At 39.1% G+C, this 18,205-nt stretch carries 21 protein-coding genes; 7 read left to right on the forward strand and 14 right to left on the reverse strand.

Annotation, left to right across the window (positions count from 1 at the left end):
* On the forward strand, positions 1–283 hold a 283-nt coding region (locus tag BUA60_RS23085), incomplete at its 5' end, for a hypothetical protein (RefSeq protein ID WP_178347034.1).
* Between the two features lie 343 nt (positions 284–626).
* Here BUA60_RS23085 and BUA60_RS18735 read toward each other — a convergent pair.
* Positions 627–1,313, reverse strand: a complete 687-nt coding sequence (locus BUA60_RS18735; RefSeq protein ID WP_072864441.1) for a DUF4294 domain-containing protein — start codon at positions 1,311–1,313, stop codon at positions 627–629.
* 105 nt (positions 1,314–1,418) lie between these two features.
* Here BUA60_RS18735 and BUA60_RS18740 point away from each other — a divergent pair, with 105 nt between their 5' ends.
* The gene (locus tag BUA60_RS18740) at positions 1,419–2,507 is read left to right on the forward strand and encodes a M42 family metallopeptidase (protein WP_072864443.1); all 1,089 of its coding nucleotides are present in this window, start codon (positions 1,419–1,421) and stop codon (positions 2,505–2,507) included.
* A 79-nt stretch (positions 2,508–2,586) separates the two neighbouring features.
* Positions 2,587–3,135: an NUDIX hydrolase gene (locus BUA60_RS18745; protein ID WP_072864445.1), complete on the forward strand. Its 549-nt coding sequence runs from the start codon at positions 2,587–2,589 to the stop codon at positions 3,133–3,135.
* Here BUA60_RS18745 and hisS read toward each other — a convergent pair.
* The 5 genes from hisS to rpsF all read right to left on the reverse strand — a co-directional run bounded on the left by hisS (position 3,130) and on the right by rpsF (position 6,291).
* On the reverse strand, positions 3,130–4,506 hold the full coding sequence (gene hisS, locus BUA60_RS18750; protein WP_072864447.1) for a histidine--tRNA ligase: 1,377 nt from the start codon (positions 4,504–4,506) through the stop codon (positions 3,130–3,132). The genes BUA60_RS18745 and hisS overlap by 6 nt on opposite strands.
* A gap of 64 nt (positions 4,507–4,570) precedes the next feature.
* Positions 4,571–5,041 (reverse strand): DUF6495 family protein, encoded by a 471-nt coding sequence (locus BUA60_RS18755; RefSeq protein ID WP_072864758.1) that lies wholly within the window; start codon positions 5,039–5,041, stop codon positions 4,571–4,573.
* 140 nt (positions 5,042–5,181) lie between these two features.
* A complete protein-coding gene (rplI, locus tag BUA60_RS18760; RefSeq protein ID WP_072864449.1) occupies positions 5,182–5,637 on the reverse strand; it encodes a 50S ribosomal protein L9 in 456 nt (151 codons plus the stop codon).
* A 13-nt stretch (positions 5,638–5,650) separates the two neighbouring features.
* Positions 5,651–5,950 (reverse strand): 30S ribosomal protein S18, encoded by a 300-nt coding sequence (rpsR, locus tag BUA60_RS18765; protein WP_176225701.1) that lies wholly within the window; start codon positions 5,948–5,950, stop codon positions 5,651–5,653.
* Positions 5,951–5,952: 2 nt separating this feature from the next.
* A complete protein-coding gene (gene rpsF / locus BUA60_RS18770; protein ID WP_031444568.1) occupies positions 5,953–6,291 on the reverse strand; it encodes a 30S ribosomal protein S6 in 339 nt (112 codons plus the stop codon).
* Between the two features lie 234 nt (positions 6,292–6,525).
* Between rpsF and BUA60_RS18775 the strand changes: the two genes are divergently transcribed.
* Positions 6,526–7,218, forward strand: coding sequence for a LytR/AlgR family response regulator transcription factor (locus BUA60_RS18775; protein WP_031444569.1), 693 nt, complete (start codon positions 6,526–6,528; stop codon positions 7,216–7,218).
* A 4-nt stretch (positions 7,219–7,222) separates the two neighbouring features.
* Here BUA60_RS18775 and priA read toward each other — a convergent pair whose 3' ends face one another.
* The 4 genes from priA to nadC are packed head-to-tail and all read right to left on the reverse strand — an operon-like array spanning position 7,223 to position 11,961.
* Positions 7,223–9,679 (reverse strand): replication restart helicase PriA, encoded by a 2,457-nt coding sequence (gene priA / locus BUA60_RS18780; protein WP_072864451.1) that lies wholly within the window; start codon positions 9,677–9,679, stop codon positions 7,223–7,225.
* 13 nt (positions 9,680–9,692) lie between these two features.
* Positions 9,693–10,142, reverse strand: coding sequence for a DUF2147 domain-containing protein (locus BUA60_RS18785; RefSeq protein ID WP_317043216.1), 450 nt, complete (start codon positions 10,140–10,142; stop codon positions 9,693–9,695).
* The gene (locus BUA60_RS18790) at positions 10,117–11,103 is read right to left on the reverse strand and encodes a YihY/virulence factor BrkB family protein (protein ID WP_072864452.1); all 987 of its coding nucleotides are present in this window, start codon (positions 11,101–11,103) and stop codon (positions 10,117–10,119) included. The genes BUA60_RS18785 and BUA60_RS18790 overlap by 26 nt, the downstream gene beginning before the upstream one ends.
* Complete coding sequence (gene nadC / locus BUA60_RS18795; protein ID WP_072864454.1) at positions 11,104–11,961, reverse strand: carboxylating nicotinate-nucleotide diphosphorylase; 858 nt, start codon at positions 11,959–11,961, stop codon at positions 11,104–11,106.
* Positions 11,962–12,175: 214 nt separating this feature from the next.
* Here nadC and rlmH point away from each other — a divergent pair, with 214 nt between their 5' ends.
* A complete protein-coding gene (rlmH, locus tag BUA60_RS18805; protein ID WP_072864457.1) occupies positions 12,176–12,649 on the forward strand; it encodes a 23S rRNA (pseudouridine(1915)-N(3))-methyltransferase RlmH in 474 nt (157 codons plus the stop codon).
* 157 nt (positions 12,650–12,806) lie between these two features.
* Here the strand turns inward: rlmH and serA are convergent, their stop codons facing one another.
* The 4 genes from serA to BUA60_RS18825 form a co-directional block, all read right to left on the reverse strand.
* Positions 12,807–14,699 (reverse strand): phosphoglycerate dehydrogenase, encoded by a 1,893-nt coding sequence (serA, locus tag BUA60_RS18810; RefSeq protein WP_072864459.1) that lies wholly within the window; start codon positions 14,697–14,699, stop codon positions 12,807–12,809.
* Positions 14,700–14,963: 264 nt separating this feature from the next.
* Positions 14,964–15,665: a DUF3307 domain-containing protein gene (locus BUA60_RS18815; protein WP_072864460.1), complete on the reverse strand. Its 702-nt coding sequence runs from the start codon at positions 15,663–15,665 to the stop codon at positions 14,964–14,966.
* Complete coding sequence (locus BUA60_RS18820) at positions 15,662–16,273, reverse strand: SatD family protein (protein WP_072864462.1); 612 nt, start codon at positions 16,271–16,273, stop codon at positions 15,662–15,664. Before BUA60_RS18820 ends, BUA60_RS18815 begins: the two co-directional genes overlap by 4 nt.
* Positions 16,274–16,358: 85 nt before the next feature.
* Positions 16,359–16,811, reverse strand: a complete 453-nt coding sequence (locus BUA60_RS18825) for a methyltransferase family protein (protein WP_072864464.1) — start codon at positions 16,809–16,811, stop codon at positions 16,359–16,361.
* Between the two features lie 110 nt (positions 16,812–16,921).
* Here BUA60_RS18825 and BUA60_RS18830 point away from each other — a divergent pair, with 110 nt between their 5' ends.
* Together BUA60_RS18830 and BUA60_RS18835 are read left to right on the forward strand one after the other, a co-directional pair.
* On the forward strand, positions 16,922–17,512 hold the full coding sequence (locus BUA60_RS18830; protein WP_072864465.1) for a non-canonical purine NTP diphosphatase: 591 nt from the start codon (positions 16,922–16,924) through the stop codon (positions 17,510–17,512).
* Entirely contained in the window at positions 17,499–18,143 is a 645-nt protein-coding gene (locus tag BUA60_RS18835; protein WP_072864466.1) for a DUF4337 domain-containing protein, read from the forward strand. The genes BUA60_RS18830 and BUA60_RS18835 overlap by 14 nt, the downstream gene beginning before the upstream one ends.
* The last annotated feature ends 62 nt before the right edge of the window (positions 18,144–18,205 follow it).

Raw genomic sequence — 18,205 nt, forward strand, 5'->3', positions numbered from 1 at the left:
AAAAGCATTTTCCCGGCCCGTTATTTCGATTTCTTTTTCTGCACCACATACCCGTTTCCAAGCATGTGGCGCGCTGTCTTTACAATATATCAATGAACTTGTTTACTTCTTTTCGTTCGCCCTGTCTCCCAAAGCGGCTGCAAATGTACAGCCTTTTTTTAATCCGCCAAGCTTTTTTGAAAAAAAATTATTTTTTCTTTTTGCCCGTAGACCGGAAACAACAACTTTAATGAACGTGGCGCTCCGAACACCTTTTCCGCCGACTCCGACATTGCTTCGTTAGCGGGGTGCAAATCTACCACCCTTTTTTAAATCCACAAGGGTTTTTTGAAACTTTTTTCGCCTTTTTTTAAGGGCACGCCACAACACGCTGTCAACAAGCATATTGCGACACCGGACGACCCGCAAAAAGGGAAAACAATTTAACGCTTTTTCCCCGTACCGCAAAACAAAGACGCGTTAAAATTACTACAGGCCGCGCTGGGCCCGCCCGCAGAGGGCAGGGGGCGCAGCCGCACCCCCGGAGCAGGGCAAGGGATACGGCAAAGCACACGGCCCGATATAAGGAGGGAACGCCAAAAAAATTATATTATAATTGTTCAGGAAACATAGAGAATACTCAACCCCTACTCCTTGGACTTGTTCTGCTCTTTCCAGATGTTGGTAAGGGTAGCGTAATCGTATTCCAAAACGGAAGGCTGTCTTTCCAAACTAAAATCAGCAAAGGCCCGTTGCAGAATATCCTCTATAAGGTAATCCTCATGCACCAAATCGGGATGGAATTCTTCCTTAATACTTATGTTGAACATTTTAGCCGTGGTATTGTACCAGAAAGCACGCCAACCACTCCGTAACTCTTTTACCAGATCAAAAGCGGTGACCCCCGTTTGCCTGTAGATCAGCTTTACCAAAATCTGCCCTTCGGTACGCGTTAATTTCTTTAATTCTTCCGAAAACTCGTCCTCAATAAATTTTTGAACCTTGCGTGTAAACCTCCTTTTATGGGAATTCTTTTTTATATGCTCCAAACTGTCGTTCAGTTCTACCAACCTTTCTGCAGCCAATTTGGCATAGGGATACACCTTCATGGTTTTTCTACGAAGAATATAATACCTTAACTTATCATTATAGGAGGAAAATTTAAGTCTGCCAAATACATACACTTCATTTAAGGCAATGGAACTCTGAAGTACGGAATCCCCCTCCATTATTATATATTGCTGGGCCAAGGAATCCAAAGTTTCTTCTGCAACCTGCCCAAAGCCCATAAATCCCACTACACCAAAAAGTATTACTAATAATCTTTTTCCCATTGCCAACACAAAATACAAAAGCCTTGCCAAAATTAACGATAAAGAAAGAATGATATTATTAATTAAAAGTGAATATTGTTAAGTTTGTATCCAAAATATACGTAAATGAGCGCTAAAAAGATCCTTACCAAAAAATCCATAGATTTTTTAGAGAAATATTTAAACAATGCCTCCCCCACAGGTTACGAATGGGAAGGGCAAAAATTATGGATGGAGTATTTAAAACCTTATGTAGATACTTTTATCACCGACACTTATGGAACTGCCGTAGGGGTCATAAATCCAGATGCCAAATATAAAGTGGTTATAGAAGGACATTCCGATGAAATATCCTGGTATGTCAACTACATAACCGACAACGGTTTGATCTATGTTATCCGTAACGGAGGAAGCGATCACCAAATTGCTCCTTCAAAATGGGTGGATATCCACACCAAAAAAGGAATCGTAAAAGGTATATTTGGATGGCCGGCCATACACACTAGGGACAGCTCCAAAGAAGAGCCCCCAAAATTGGACAATATTTTTATAGATATAGGCGCCAAAGACAAGGCGGAAGTGGAAAAATTGGGGGTACACGTTGGATGCGTAATTACCTACCCGGACACCTTCCAAATTCTGAACAAAGATAAATTTGTTTGTCGCGCCATAGACAACCGCGTTGGTGGTTTTATGATCGCCGAAGTGGCCCGACTCCTCAAGGAAAACAAAAAGACGCTCCCGTTTGGACTATATATAACCAATGCCGTACAGGAAGAAATTGGATTAAAGGGCGCTGAAATGATTACCCAGACCATAAAACCGAACATTGCGATAGTCACGGACGTTTGCCATGACACCACTACGCCCATGATCGAGAAAAAGAAACAAGGTCATACCGAAATAGGTGCAGGCCCAGTAATCTCCTATGCCCCGGCCGTGCAAAATAAACTTCGTGAACGAATTATTGAAACTGCCGAAACCAACAAGATTCCTTTTCAGCGCATGGCCGCTTCGAGATACACCGGTACGGATACCGATGCCTTTGCCTACAGCAATGGCGGAGTGGCGTCAGTATTGATTTCCCTACCCCTGAGATATATGCATACCACTGTTGAAACAGTACATAAGGATGATGTGGAAAACGTTATTCGGTTGATCTACGAAACACTTTTAAATATAAATGAAGGAGAAACTTTTAGCTACTTTGAATAGTCTTTACCGAAAATCCTCCCTTTTTGGGGAGGATTTTTTTTGTAATATGTATTCAATCAATTATTCAATATAGGCTTACATGGATGAATTAATAGACGTATTGGATGCCGAAGGGAATTACACCGGCAAATCCATCATGAAATCAGAGGCACACAGAAAGGGTGTTTTTCACCCTAGTATACATGTTTGGCTTTTTACCAAAAACGGGGAAATACTTATTCAACAACGCGCCAAAAACAAAGATACCCATCCCGGACTTTGGGATGTATCCGTGGCAGGCCATATAGGTGCCGGTGAGGATGTAACGGAATCTGCCATTAGGGAAGTCCAGGAAGAGATAGGACTTCCAACAAAAAGCAAAGACCTGCTCAAAATAGGGGTATTCAAATACAGCCACCAACATCATAAAGATTTATTGGACTGTGAATTTCACCATACCTTTTTATGTGAATTGAAAGTACCCTTGGCCACGCTTGAAATGCAAGAAAGCGAAGTGGCCGATCTTAGCCTGATTTCAATGGACAGATTGAAAAAGGAACTGGAAAGCAAAATACATTCCAAGAAATACGTGCCTTATGATATGGATTATTACAACACTGTGTTGAACGCCATAAAGAAACGGCTATAGGCCTTGGTAAAATAGCTCAGGGGTATCTAAGCTATATGTTTGTTGCCCTCCTTTAACCATATCCTTAACCACAAAGGAATTGCTACCCAATTCCTGCTCCCCGATCAACACCACAAAAGGAACATTCCTATTATTGGCATATTTCATTTGTTTCTGCATCTTGGCACTAGACGGATAAAGATCACATTTAATACCTGCCCTCCTTAATTGATGAACCAGTTTTAAAGAAGTCAACGCTTCCTTTTCCCCGAAATTAACGCAGAGGACCTGTAAGGATTGATCAATGGTTTCAGGAAACAGCCCCAACTCTTCCAATACTAAATAAATACGGTCCAGACCAAAAGAGATCCCTACTCCGCTCACATCTTTAAGCCCAAAGATGCCGGTAAGGTCGTCATAACGTCCGCCGCCACCAATAGACCCCATACTTACTCCTTCCGGAGCAGCTACTTCAAATATGGCCCCGGTATAGTAATTAAGTCCCCTAGCCAAAGTAACATCTATCCTTAGGTTTGCAGATTGTAATCCTAGTTCCTCCAAAGTTTCAATAATAAATCTTAACTCCCCTACTCCTTTGCTCCCTTCCTCGGAATCCCTTAACAATTCACTTAAAACCGAAAGCTGCTCCAAGTTACTTCCACTCAGTGCAAATAAAGGGGCCGCTTTTTCAATGGCTGCATCAGAAATACCTTTTTCCCTCATTTCTTTGGAAACCCCATCAATCCCTATTTTGTCCAGCTTATCCAAAGCCACGGTAAAGTCGATCAATTTATCGCGTTCCCCGATGACTTCCGCAATCCCGGCCAATATCTTCCTGTTGTTTAACTTAATGGTTACTCCTTCCAGCTTTAAATCCGTAAAAACAGCATCGTACAACTGTACCAATTCCACTTCCTGCAACAGTGAATCTGACCCTACCACATCGGCATCGCACTGAAAAAATTCACGAAAACGCCCTTTTTGGGGTCTATCTGCACGCCATACCGGTTGGATCTGATATCGTTTAAAAGGAAAGTCGATTTCATTTTGATGCATTACCACGTAACGGGCAAAGGGCACGGTAAGATCATAACGCAGTGCCTTCTCCGAAATCTTTGAGGTTATGGCACTTGAGTCTTTAGTAGCATATAGAGCATCATTCACCTTATTCAAAAAATCCCCGGAATTAAGAATTTTAAAGATCAATCGATCGCCTTCGTCACCATATTTCCCCATTAAGGTTTCAGAATTTTCAAAGGACGGTGTTTCAATAGGTTGAAAACCGTAGGTCTGAAAATGCTTTTTTACCACATCAAAAATATAATTTCTCTTATTGACTTCAGAAGGGGAAAAGTCCCTAGTTCCTTTAGGTATGGATGGTTTTTGTGCCATTGTTTATAATTCTGTTGTAAATATAGTGGATTGTAGAATTTTGCCTATGCCGGATAGCATAAAATTAACCTATTAGATTATCGAACCATTTGTATAGTTCTCCTTTGGTAATCACAGCTCCTTGTTTTATTAAATTAAACTTATCCAGGTTTTTATCGGCAGAATACGCTTTGGAGGCCGTTAAATATTCCACAAAATCTGATTGATAGTTTTTTCTGAACCAAGAAAAGCCCTCTTTGGTACTAAGATCAACATCCGGATTCATCACCTTTACGGATATAAGCTTCATTTCCTTTTCTTCTGTATGGAATAAATGCATTTGCTGTGCGGATATATTTTCCAAAAACTTTACTTTGGACAATACTCCCTCCCAAATTAAATCGCTAAAAACATCCAGTTCCTCCTCTGCTACCTCCGGTTTTTCTTTCTTCAACTTTTCCCATTCTTCCCCTGTAATGGACTGGGTAGCCAAAAAATTGATAAACTCTTGGTGCAACTCTTCTAGCTGCTGTCTTGTTAGTCTTAAGTATTTCATTTTGCCACTAAATTTCAATAATGCCCTGCCCATGAAACCAGGGTGGACATATGGAACATTTTTTTGCTGTGAATTTTAAGGTAATTAACATAAAAAAGGCCACATAAATGCGGCCTTTCATATTACTTATCCGGATAAGATTATCCTTTTGCCTCTGCAACCACTTCAAATGGAAAATCGACTACCACATCTCTGTGCAATCTTATTTGAGCATTGTAAGGACCAGTCCTTTTTACAGCACCACCTTGAATAGATATATATTTTCTATCCAAAGAATGTCCAGCTTTTTCCAAAGCATCGGCCAAATCTATATTGGTGATAGATCCAAATAATTTATCTCCGGCACCAGCTTTTGCAGCAATCTTGATTTCCAATTGTTTAATGGCTTCTGCAGTCTTATTGGCAGCATCAACAATCTTCTTCTCTTTGTGAGCTCTTTGTTTTAGGTTCTCTGCCAATACTTTTTTGGCTGATGGCGTAGCTAAAGAGGCCAATCCTCTAGGGATTAGGTAATTTCTACCAAAACCATTCTTTACGTTCACCAAATCATCTTTAAAACCTAAGTTTTGTACGTCTTCCTTTAATATAAGTTCCATCGTCCGTTTCTTTTTATTTTAATAAATCGCCAACATAAGGCATTAAAGCTAAATGACGCGCTCTTTTTACAGCAACAGCCACTTTACGCTGATATTTCAAGGAAGTTCCAGTAAGTCTTCTTGGAAGCAATTTACCTTGCTCATTTACCAATTTAATCAAGAAATCAGGATCCTTGTAATCTACATATTTAATACCTGACTTTTTGAAACGACAATATTTCTTTTGAGTATTGGTCTCTATATTAAGAGGAGTAAGATATCTGATCTCTCCGTCTTTTTTACCTTTTGCTTGTTGTTCTATTGATGCCATAATCCTTACGCTTTAGCTTTTAACTTTGTTCTTCTTCTTTCTGCCCATGATACGGCGTGCTTGTCTAATTTCACAGTTAGAAAACGCATAACTCGCTCGTCCCTTCTGAATTCCAATTCGTAAGGGGCAACAACGTCGCCTTCAGCTGTAAACTCGAACAAATGGTAAAAACCACTTTTCTTGTGTTGGATAGGATAGGCCAATTTCTTTAGCCCCCAGTTTTCTTTGGCTACCATCTTGGCACCTTTGTTAATTAAGAAATCCTCAAATTTCTTAACTGTTTCCTCTATCTGAACATCAGATAGAACGGGATTTAAAATGAAAACAGTTTCGTAATTGTTCATATGTTTAAAATTTTTTAAGTGTGCAAAAGTAATTATTTTTTGTTCATATCACAAGAAAATGGAAAAATCTTCGTTATACCTAGAGAAAACATAATATCGAACTTAACCAAAAACAATTAAACTATGGTCATTGCCATTTACACAACAATTACTGCAATGTTTACAACTTTTGTTGTACATCAGCGTGATTTTTAAGTACTTTGTCGATGATTTAACCCCACAAATCAACCATTTATGAAATTAAGAAGCATTATCGTGGACGACTCGTCCATGCAGCGGATGGCAGTTGCCAAACTGGTGAATAACCATCCGAATCTGGCTTTGGTAGCTGAGTACAGTAACGCCATTGAGGCCAAGAACGGCATCAAAAACAATGAAATCGATTTAATTTTCTTAGATGTAGAGATGCCCATTATCACTGGATTCGACCTATTGGAGTCCTTGGATAACAGTCCTCAGGTAATTTTGATCACCGGAAAACCCGATTATGCCCTTAAGGCATTTGACTACGATGTAACGGATTACCTTCACAAACCTATTACCCTTTCACGTTTTGACGCATCCGTTAAGCGGGCCGTAGCAAAATACGAGCAAATCAATAAGGTAACGGAAGACGAAGAACATATATTTGTTAAGAGTAACTTAAAGAAAAGAAAGGTTATTTTGAACGAGATAAAATGGATCGAAGCCTTGGGCGACTACATAAAACTAGTTACAGATGAGGCCAATATCGTAATTTTATCAACAATGAAATCTTTTGAAAAACAGTTGCCGGAAGACAAGTTTTTGAGAATTCACAAATCCTATATTGTCAACTTGGAGAAAGTAGAGAAGTTTAATAGTAAAAATGTAGAAGTTAGTGGAAAACAAATACCTCTAAGTAGAAATAAGAAAACTGAATTGGCAGAGGCTCTAAATAATTTTTAGATAGTTATATGTGATCTACATTGTAGATTACCCTAACACCTCTGTAATAGGAAATAGCATTAAAGGATTTTTCAATTCTTTTAATGCTATTTTTTGTTTTTACCAAGGAGTAATTTTCCCCGATCTTGACAATAACATTCTTAATGTATTGATTTCGGATTCTTGCCACAGGCGGGTATTCCGGTCCCAATACGTTTCCGCCAAAACTATTTCTCAACGATTTGGCAAACCATTCAGCAGCATCATTAAGTTTATTGTAATCCTTGTGCTTAAAGGTAATCTTAATAATTCTGTTTATTGGAGGGTACTTATACTGTTCCCTTTCATAAATCTGTTCCTGAAACATTCCTAAATAATCATTGGTAGTTACCTGCTGTAATATCCTATGATTGGGATTGTAACTCTGAATAATCACCTTACCCCTTTTCTTGGTCCTCCCTGCCCTACCGGCTACTTGGGTAAGCAACTGAAAACTCCTTTCATGGGCCCTAAAATCGGGGAAATTCAGCAATGAATCCGCGTTCATGATTCCTACCAGGTTTACATTCCTAAAATCCAACCCTTTGGTAAGCATTTGGGTTCCTACAAGAATGTCTATTTCCTGTTGCTCAAAAGAGGTGATAATCTTTTCATAACCATGTTTCCCTCTAGTGGTATCCAAATCCATCCTGCCAACATTGGCCTTTGGAAACAATGTATTAAGTTCCTGTTCTACCTGCTCCGTCCCAAAACCTTTGGTATCCAAGGTAGCGCTCCCACAAGCCTGGCACGTTTCCTGAAGGGCTATATGATAACTGCAATAGTGACATCGCAATTGTTTTCTGTGCTGATGATAGGTTAAACTTACGTCGCAATTTGGACATTGGGGGGCATGCCCGCAGGTAGTACATTCCATTATGGGCGCAAACCCACGTCTATTTTGAAAGAGAATAACCTGCTCCCCATTATCCAAGGTTTCGGTAATTTCCTCCAATAGTCGCTCTGAAAAATGTCCTTTCATCCTCTTTTTTCTGGACTGCTCCTTTATATCTACCAATTCCATGTCCGGCATAAGTACATTTCCATATCTTCTTTCTATATGGGCATAGCCGTACTTGCCAACCTTTACATTATAAAAGCTTTCCACGCTTGGCGTGGCGGAACCCAAAAGGATATCACTGCCGTGCAAATTACCCAGAACTATGGCAGCGTCCCTTGCATGATATCTTGGGGCCGGGTCATATTGTTTAAAGGAGCTTTCATGCTCCTCATCCACAATAACCAATCCCAAATCATTAAAAGGCAAAAACAACGCAGACCTAGCCCCTATGACTATCTGGGCAACCGGCTTATTTTCCAAGACATTGTTCCAGACCTCTACCCTTTCCTGCACATTGTACTTGGAATGGTATACGGCCACTTTTTCTCCAAAATAAGCCTGCAATCTAGAAATTAACTGGGTAGTAAGGGCAATTTCAGGAAGCAAATAAAGCGCTTGTTTTCCTTGGTTTGCATATTCTTCGATCAGCTTAACATAGACTTCTGTTTTTCCGGAAGAGGTAACCCCATGCAAAAGTACTACCTTGTTATCCTTAAAAGAGCTTTTTATATCCTTGAGAGCCTCCTTCTGAAAGTCGTTTAAAGATTTTAAGGTTTCCGTTTCATCACCTCCTTCGTACACCACCCTATCTGTCTGAACAAATTGTTCCTCCAAAATACCCTTATCTATCAAGGTCTTTATGATTGCACTGGAACTATTACTGGCATTTTCCAGATCGCTCACTTTAACGGGCTTTTTAGTTACCGCTTGTAATTGAAACAAGGTCAATACCACTTGGCTCTGTTTAGGAGCTCTGGTCATGCCATTCAACAAGGCCTCCAAATTCTCTTCCGACCTATGGCTTTTTCCCAGTTGAACATATCTCACCAATTTGGGCTTGTATTGCTCATACATCTCTTCCTTAAGAAAGATGATATTCTTTTTGAGCAACCTATTTAAAACGGGAATGATATTCTTTTTGTCCAGGATATCACTTATTTCCTGAACCCTTAATATTGATTGATGCTGCAAGGCCTCAAAAACCATAAATTCATCATCGAGCAAATCGCTTTCCTCAATAGTTGCCCTTTCGTTCCTCAGTATTAAAGTTTCACTTTCCAATAACAAAGCACTGGGTACGGCCGCCCGAAAAACTTCCCCGATAGAACACATGTAATATTGGGCCAACCAATGCCAAAACTTAAGTTGCACCTTGGTCACAACCGGATGATCTTCCAAAATTTGATCGATCTGCTTTGCTTCGTAGACTATAGGAGGGGTGTTGTGGATTTCGAACACCAAGGCCGTATATATTTTCGACTTTCCGAAGGGAACGGCAACCCTCATTCCAGGTTTTAATAATTTCGCCTCTTCCTCGGTAACCTTATAGGTAAAGAGCTTTTCTATAGGAATGGGTAAAATAACATTGATAAAATCCTGCATATTCCCTAAAATTCTATCCTTCCACCCTTATCCATGTCTGGGTACGGTAGATGAAAGCCAAATATCCCCTGACCTTTAGTTCGTCCGGATTATCGGGATTTAGCCACAATTTACACCTAAAGGTCATTGCCTGTTCCGGATCGAACAGGGTTTTGCCCTTCCATTCCCCATTGCCAATGTGTTCCACCTCTTCAATTATTTTCATCCCAACTATTGGTTGGTTCTTTTTGTCACCGTCACATTTTTCGCATAGAGCATCTTCCCTTCCTTCCTCCAAAATCTCCACGACATGGCCGTACATAAGTCCGTCTTCCTCATAAATACTGATAATAGCTTTGGGATTACCTGTCCTGTCATCTATGGTCTTCCATTTTCCAAAGATACTTTGTGCCGAAGCTGACAAAGAAAAAAGCATAAAAACACCCCACATTGCCCATTTATTCCTTCCCATCATGTTTTTCATATTGTTTTCTTAAAGAGTTTAATGAGGCGTTTAGTTCAAACCCCAGTAGCAAGATATTGGAATTTAACCAAATAAATACCAATAATATCAATAAACCTCCCAATGCTCCGTATAATTCGTTATATCGGGCAAATTTTTCCACATATACCCCGAACAAATAGGAAGTAAGGATAAAGAGCAAGGTAGTCATAAGGGCCCCAGCTGAAAAAAATCTGGCCTGCCTTCCCTCCTTGGTTCCAAAATAGTATAAAATAGCCGTTATGAAATAGGCCAACAAACCTAGAAACAAAAACTTACCCCATTGCACCAAAATAAACTCACTTTTGTCCACCTCCAATTCCATTCCCCTATGTGTTATATCGTGTAAGCCTATCAGCACATAAGCCTCAAAATAAACAAATATGACCGCCCCCAATAGTAGAAGTACAGACAGCATCAACCCCACCATCAAGGCATAGACATATTGCTTAAATATACTGCGATTGAGATTTACATGGTAGGAGTTTTCAAATCCTACAAAAATTGCATTCACCCCATTGGCCATCAAAAAAATCGAGGTTATAAATGCGATAGCGGAAGACAGGACATCCCCCCTTTCCTGTGCACTGATCTGCAAATATATTTCACTAAAATAATCACCCGTTGCCCTTGGTAAAAAGGATTCCAAAAAAATCAGGAATTCCGTGTCAAAATTCGAATTTCCCACAGAAACATAGGGGATTATAAACGGAATAAGGGTGACCAAAAAAATCAATAACGGAAATAAGGCCAAAAACAAACTAAAGGAAATGGAGCTTGCACGCGTAGATAAGGCCCCCTTTACGATTCCCAGTGCATACATCTCCATAAGGTCATAAATAGAAAGCCCTTCAAAGCCTGGCAGCTTAAGGCTTTTCATTAGCCCCACGATCCAATTAACTATGGGAATCTTCTCCAGTTTACTTTCAATTTCCTGGGACATTTAAACTGCTTTAAGACTGAGGTCCATATTGTAAATGGAATGGGTTAATGCACCAGAAGATATAAAATCAACTCCGCATTCCGCATATTTCCGTATGGTTTCCTCATTAATTCCGCCTGAAGATTCTGTTAGACATTTATCCCCGATCATTTTTACCGCTTTTTGGGTATCGGCAAAACTGAAGTTATCCAGCAAAATTCTATATATTCCGTTAGACTTCAATATAATCTCTACTTCTTCCAGGTTTCTAGCCTCTACTATAATTTTTAAATCCAATTTTTTGTCGGCCAGATATTCTTGCGTCTTCCGAATTGCCTTAGTGATACCACCAGCAAAATCGATATGGTTATCCTTTAACATAACCATATCATATAGGGCAAATCTATGATTTTCACCTCCACCTATCTTTACCGCCCATTTTTCCAACGCCCTTATTCCCGGGGTTGTCTTTCTGGTATCCAATATCTTGGTGTTGGTACCTTCCAAAAGTTGCACAAAATAATTGGTCTTAGTGGCAATAGCACTCATTCTTTGCATAGCATTGAGTACCAACCTCTCCGCTTTTAAAATACTTTGGGAACTTCCTGAAACATAAAACGCTATATCCCCAAATTTTACGGATGCACCATCCTTAATCAGGACTTCCACGTCTAAGTCACTATCTACATATTCGAAGACCTTTTTGGCAAAATCCACTCCGGCAATAATGCCCTTGTCCTTGACCAAAAGCATAGCTTTTCCGTTTGCATAGGCTGGAATACAGGCCAGCGAACTATGATCCCCATCACCCACATCCTCTCGTATCGCGTTCTTTATAATTATATCGAGTTCTTTCCTAAATTGTTCTTCTGATATCATGCACTATTTTTTCTATGCTAATTTACTAAAATGTTTCTCCAATTCCACCCCCATTGATATTTCCTTAAATACATAAGTGTTCCAAATAAAACAATCCTTCAAGGTAACTACGAACCAATTATTATATTTAAACCCGGTAATTCCTTTCACGGATATTTCCTTTAAGACATAAGCTTCTTTTTGGAGATTCAAATAAGCATATTACATTTGCCCTATGACCATAAAACTATTAGTACTGGGAAAAACAGATAGCACTCAATTAACCCAATTAATTGAGGAATATCAGAATAGGCTGAAACACTATATCAAGTTCGAATTGGAAATAATACCGGACATAAAAAATACCAAAAATCTATCCGAAAAACAACAAAAGGAAAAAGAGGGTGAGGCCATTCTAAACAAACTAAACCCCACGGATTTACTTATACTGTTGGATGAAAACGGGAAACAGAAAACTTCTGTGGAATTCTCGGAATACCTACAAAAAAAACTGAACTCCGGCTTAAAGCAACTCGTGTTCGTCATTGGTGGCCCTTACGGATTTAGCGATGCTGTTTATCAAAAAAGCCAGGGCAAAATCAGTTTATCAAAAATGACCTTTTCGCATCAAATGGTCCGACTGTTTATGGTGGAGCAACTATATAGGGCTTTTACCATTCTAAGGAATGAACCTTACCATCATCAATAGGATAAAATGATTGAAAAAGTAGGTACCAACCCAGTGCAGAACCTAATCAGTTTAGCACAATATGTTCGGTTCCAAAAAAAAAATCGGTAAAAGACATAAAAAAAACTGCCAAAAAATAAATTCAAGGCAGTTTTAAGTTATGATTACCGGTTGTATCCTAATACAGAACCCTAAATTTAATAGTATTGTCTATTTTTTTAAGGGCCTTTAACACATCCTTGTTATACTCTTTGTCCAAATCGGAGATTACATATCCCACCTCGTTATCGGTAGAAAGATATTGTCCTGAAATGTTCATATCATAACGGGCCAAAACTTCATTGATCTTCGCCATGACCCCAGGAACATTCTTGTGAATATGCAAAAATCTATGTGCATTATTCTGTTTGGGCAGTCTAATATTTGGAAAGTTTACAGCATCTACAGTATTTCCAGAATTAATATAGTCCATTATTTTATTGGGAACGAAATCTGCAATATCACGTTGTGCTTCTTCCGTACTACCTCCAATATGTGGAGTTAGAATAACGTTCTCCAAACCTTTAAGCTCTGTTAAGAATTCACCGTTACTTCTAGGCTCCTCAGGAAAAACATCTATGGCCGCTCCTGCTATCTTTCCACTTTTCAGGGCATTGGCCAAAGCTTCAATGTCCACCACAAAACCTCTGGAGAGATTTACAAAGAGGGCACCATCCTTCATTTGGTTGATTTCCCTTTCCCCAATAAAATTCTTATTGGCCTTATTATCGTCTATGTGCAAGGTTACAACATCGGAAACATTTAACAAATCCTCCAACGTACTACACTTGGTGGCATTACCCAAAGCCAACTGATCACCCACATCGTAATAGTAGACACGCATTCCCAATGCCTCTGCCAATACGGACAATTGCTTTCCGATATTGCCATATCCTACAATACCTAGATTTTTACCACGCACCTCTTTTGAATTGGCGGCAGTCTTATTCCATTGACCGGCATGGATTTCTGTACTGCGGGGAAAAATACTCCTCATTAACATGATAATCTCACCAATAGCCAGTTCCACAACAGACCTTGTATTGCTATATGGTGCATTGAATACCACTACCCCCTTCTTCTTGCAGGCCTCCAGGTCTATTTGGGTAGTACCTATACAAAAAGCGCCAACCACCATTAATTTGTCCGCCGCAGCCAACACATTTTTGGTGACCTGCGTCTTGGAACGTATTCCTAGAACGTGCACTCCCTTTATTTTTTCGATTAGCTCCTCTTCCGTTAAACTATGTTTTAACAGCTCCACGGAAAACCCTTCCTCAGAAAGGGTGTCAAAAGCATTTTGATGGACATTTTCCAACAATAAAATCTTAATTCTATTCTTTGGGTAGGATATCTTTCTTGGCAACTTATTCACAAATAAAAATTCATCTAAATTAGGTGTAATATAGTCTGCGTTTCTCGCAGCCTTTTCTCTATGCACATTCTCGGTATAGGCGAAAAATTTATCCGCAATACCAGCTTCGCGCATTACATAGTCACTATAACCGTCTCCAATTACCTGTACTTCCCCTTGTAAGTCCAAGTTTTTTAAACAGGCAATTTTTCCATTGTGCGAGGCTAAGACGTTATCCTCGTCAAATCCAATTATTTTTCCATTTTCGTCAAATCGAAATGTATTGGCATACACCCTGTCTGCAGGAATATTGTATTCGGCAACTATGGGGTCTATAAACTCTTTAAAGCCGCAGGAAATTACATAAATATCATCGGCATAATTATGAAAAAAATCCTTGTTGGATTCTATCGACTTGGAAATCTTTTGACGAAGTAATTGTACCAAATTGTCCAAATCGTCCTTGTGGGCATTTAATAAATTGATTCTTTTTTCCAGGGACTGGGTAAAAGAAATATCCCCGTCAATACCCAAATTGGTTATTTTTTGGATTTCCCGAATAATATCGTCCTTATCCGATCTTCCATCGAGGGTAATTTCCGCTAAAACATCCAGTGCCTCTACCCTAGTTAGGGTACTATCAAAGTCAAACACATATTTTCTGCCTGCAGCAACCATTGAATCTGAATTTTAAGGGGCAAAAGTATGAATTAATTTTATCCAACTCCCTATTATGAAGAAGAAAAGTATTCAATACATGATTTTCTTCGGAATATATAAGAAAATGATTTTTTCACCCCTACAAAATTATGAAATTGATAAAATTTTCCTTCAAGCTAGTCTCTAGGCCAATCTATAATACGTCGATTATCCCCACCAAAATAATGTTGATCTGGAATTGACAAGATCTACCTATACACTTACACTGGCAAAAAATCACCTTCAGCGGACCCCAAGATAAATTAATCCCGTTAGGATGGCCAGTCCAAAACTTAGCAAGGTACCTATCAATATATACTCGGTGAGCTTCCTTGAGTTACTTTCCTTAAGATCGTTGAACCTAAAAACAGATTTGGCGGTAATCAACAAACCAATTGCCTCCCATCTACCTAAAATTATAAAGATTAGCACAAACAAGCGCTCTATAATACCAATATACTTACCCGCGTTCGGAAGGGATTTATGGTCCAATTCTATTCTGTCCGACATACCTTCCAATAATTTGGCCATAATAATGGAGGATGGATAACTTGCAAACACCACTGCAGTAACCAACGGCCAATTTATTTCCCGTACAAGACCTACGGTGTGCCCTATTAAATTAGAATTAAACGCACAGCAATACAAAACAACCAAATGTAATGCCTGGTCTATAAAAAATGGAATGGACTTATTTTTAAAATAGGGGCCGGCATATATCTTTGACAAATCGATCATATAATGCGAAAGAGCAATAATGACTGCCCACCACCACAATTCTATATCCCAAAGCAGTAGCATGGTAAGTCCAAAATGGATCAAAATATGTAGGTATAGATATTTGGACGTTATCTTATTGGCCTCTTTATGCACCACCCATTTAGTAGGTTGAAATAGAAAATCCCCCAAAAGGTGGGCCAATAAGAGCTTGGTAAACAACATCATACCTTTATATCCTTTAGATTTTCACGGTAATACGCCAGTAAATCCAATACCAAATCCATCCGGGCCCGCTTTAATCGCTGGCTTACCGCTGATTGCCTTATCTTCAGTTGGTCCGCAACTTCCTGTTGGGAAGCATTTGGTTTTGTTAGGGTTAAACTCACCATTTGTGCCGAAACAACAGACCAATCGTCCATAAAATTCAATGCAAGTTTCAACATAAGGTTCAAAGTTTTATCCCTATCGTCATACCCAGTGACTATCGCCAAATTAAGTTTCTGCTCCTTTAAGGTTTCAAAAACTCTCCCTGAGCGTTGGTAAGCCTTCCCGTTGGACTGACTCACACTACTGCCCACAAACGTTTCGGACCCCAATCCTATTCCAATTCTTACATCCAAATTCTTGATGGACTTAATAAGGGCCTTGATCTGAATGGCCATTGACAAGGCCCTTTCAGGGGTTGTTCTTATTTGAAATTCATCTCCCCTATAAATCTCCCAATCATTGGGCGTTTTTCCCTGACTAGCAAGATATGGCTTTAGAATATCCATCCATTCCGAGGCCGCATAGCGGTCGGAATTAATAATATCCCCTGTAATTATAGCTACCATATATAAGTTAAAATGCTAATATATTAAAATATAAGCTAAAACACTAATATTTTTACTTATAAGTTATATCGATTATATAAAACAATTAAAACCAACGACGCACCATTACGCAGTACTTCTGATATTCCTTCCCAAACATATTCGTCAACGCTTCCTCCTCAGGTATGATCTGAAAGGTATTCATATAATAAACAAACCCTGCTGCCAAAAGTGTATTAAAAGCATTTCCCAGATACAACCCCCAGCCCAAAAGAAGGAGCAATAATGCCAAATACATAGGATTTCTGGAATACTGATATAGGCCGCCGGTAACCAATTTAGATACTTTGGTAGGGGTACGTGGGTCTATACTGGTCTTGGAACCAAAAAATTGAACCAATGAAACCACCCCAATTAATAATGCAAGAAAGAAAAGAAAATACATTAAATAATATCTCCCAAAAAAATCAAAATAACCTACTGGTAAATATGTAGCCAGAAGATACATTAACAACCCAAAAGCAAAAGTGACAACAAGGGGCGGGATTTTTAACTTCATAGAATATAATAAAATGATAAGAAAATAAAATTACTACTTTTAGACTTTTAAAATTAGTTTGCCCCTTAAGATTATCAAACCCGAACTAAAGAATTACAAAACTAGGTAAAATGCAATTGGTATTTGCAACACACAACCACAACAAGATTAAAGAAGTACAAATCCTATTTCCCAAGGAAATAGAACTACTTTCATTAGAGGATATAGGTTGCAAGGATGAGATTCCTGAAACTGCAAACGACTTGGAGGGCAACGCAATCATTAAAGCCAATTTTGTTACGGAAAATTACGGTTACCCCTGTTTCGCAGACGACACCGGACTTTTGGTGGATGCCTTGGACGGGGCACCAGGAGTGTTTTCTGCAAGATATGCAGGCGAACAAAAGAACGCAGATGACAATATGGACAAATTACTGCTCCAATTGGACAAACAAACCAACAGATCCGCGCATTTTAAAACCGTTATCGCCCTAAATATCAACAAGGAACAATTTCTTTTTAAAGGAATTGTTCAAGGCGAAATAACAACTCAAAAAAAAGGCGGAAAAGGTTTTGGATACGACCCCATATTTAAGCCTAACGGCTATGACAAGACTTTTGCCGAATTACCTCTTTCCATCAAAAACAAAATAAGTCACAGAGCCAAAGCAATAGAACAATTACTTGCATTTTTCAAAAACAGACCCCATGTCAACAAATAAACCCGAGCAAACCTCCCCACCAACTCCTAAGCTATTGGAACGCACCGAGACCATTGGGGGAATACTGATTGCTGTATTTGCCGCCTTATTGGCCATAGCGGAACTGGTTAACAATAATCTGGAAGAGGAAATGATGATCGCACATAGCCAATTCGTAAACTATTCCAATTGGTACCAATCCAAAAGTATAAAACAAAGTTTAAAGGAAAGTGAACTGGACTATTTGAACGCATTGACGGAAACTGGAATAATACCCGAGGATAAAATTAAGAATATCAATACCAAAATAGCCCAGACCAAAAGCATGGTATTAAAATACGAGGCGGAAAAAACCGAAATTCTGGTGGGATCATCCAATGTTCCAAGAGAGCATTGGGCTCAAGACCTTGACGGGGAAATGGGAAAAATCATAGGAATAAACGAATGGGAAAAACTTACCCAGCAATACGAATCAGCGACCAAGAAATTCGACCTGGGAAAATTACTATTTCAGATATGTATTGTACTAGGAGCAGTTTGTATAATTATTCGGGATAACAAAAAATTACAGAAAAACTTCATTCTACTCATGTTGTCGTTTGGCGCCATTGGAATTTTAATTTCCGTTTACGGTTTTATACTGGCTCCATAAGACCCACTTAAAATAAAATATTTTAATTAAAAAATAAGCAGTACCTTTGCCGCTTCAATTAA

This window comes from Arenibacter palladensis, from assembly GCF_900129275.1.
GTDB classification, from domain to species: domain Bacteria; phylum Bacteroidota; class Bacteroidia; order Flavobacteriales; family Flavobacteriaceae; genus Arenibacter; species Arenibacter palladensis.

Coding starts and splice junctions, on each gene's coding strand:
- BUA60_RS18735 (WP_072864441.1), bottom strand. CDS start 1,313: ATGGGAAAAAGATTATTAGTAATACTTTTTGGTGTAGTGGGATTTATG.
- BUA60_RS18740 (WP_072864443.1), top strand. CDS start 1,419: ATGAGCGCTAAAAAGATCCTTACCAAAAAATCCATAGATTTTTTAGAG.
- BUA60_RS18745 (WP_072864445.1), top strand. CDS start 2,587: ATGGATGAATTAATAGACGTATTGGATGCCGAAGGGAATTACACCGGC.
- hisS (WP_072864447.1), bottom strand. CDS start 4,506: ATGGCACAAAAACCATCCATACCTAAAGGAACTAGGGACTTTTCCCCT.
- BUA60_RS18755 (WP_072864758.1), bottom strand. CDS start 5,041: ATGAAATACTTAAGACTAACAAGACAGCAGCTAGAAGAGTTGCACCAA.
- rplI (WP_072864449.1), bottom strand. CDS start 5,637: ATGGAACTTATATTAAAGGAAGACGTACAAAACTTAGGTTTTAAAGAT.
- rpsF (WP_031444568.1), bottom strand. CDS start 6,291: ATGAACAATTACGAAACTGTTTTCATTTTAAATCCCGTTCTATCTGAT.
- BUA60_RS18775 (WP_031444569.1), top strand. CDS start 6,526: ATGAAATTAAGAAGCATTATCGTGGACGACTCGTCCATGCAGCGGATG.
- priA (WP_072864451.1), bottom strand. CDS start 9,679: ATGCAGGATTTTATCAATGTTATTTTACCCATTCCTATAGAAAAGCTC.
- BUA60_RS18785 (WP_317043216.1), bottom strand. CDS start 10,142: ATGAAAAACATGATGGGAAGGAATAAATGGGCAATGTGGGGTGTTTTT.
- BUA60_RS18790 (WP_072864452.1), bottom strand. CDS start 11,103: ATGTCCCAGGAAATTGAAAGTAAACTGGAGAAGATTCCCATAGTTAAT.
- nadC (WP_072864454.1), bottom strand. CDS start 11,961: ATGATATCAGAAGAACAATTTAGGAAAGAACTCGATATAATTATAAAG.
- rlmH (WP_072864457.1), top strand. CDS start 12,176: ATGACCATAAAACTATTAGTACTGGGAAAAACAGATAGCACTCAATTA.
- serA (WP_072864459.1), bottom strand. CDS start 14,699: ATGGTTGCTGCAGGCAGAAAATATGTGTTTGACTTTGATAGTACCCTA.
- BUA60_RS18815 (WP_072864460.1), bottom strand. CDS start 15,665: ATGATGTTGTTTACCAAGCTCTTATTGGCCCACCTTTTGGGGGATTTT.
- BUA60_RS18820 (WP_072864462.1), bottom strand. CDS start 16,273: ATGGTAGCTATAATTACAGGGGATATTATTAATTCCGACCGCTATGCG.
- BUA60_RS18825 (WP_072864464.1), bottom strand. CDS start 16,811: ATGAAGTTAAAAATCCCGCCCCTTGTTGTCACTTTTGCTTTTGGGTTG.
- BUA60_RS18830 (WP_072864465.1), top strand. CDS start 16,922: ATGCAATTGGTATTTGCAACACACAACCACAACAAGATTAAAGAAGTA.
- BUA60_RS18835 (WP_072864466.1), top strand. CDS start 17,499: ATGTCAACAAATAAACCCGAGCAAACCTCCCCACCAACTCCTAAGCTA.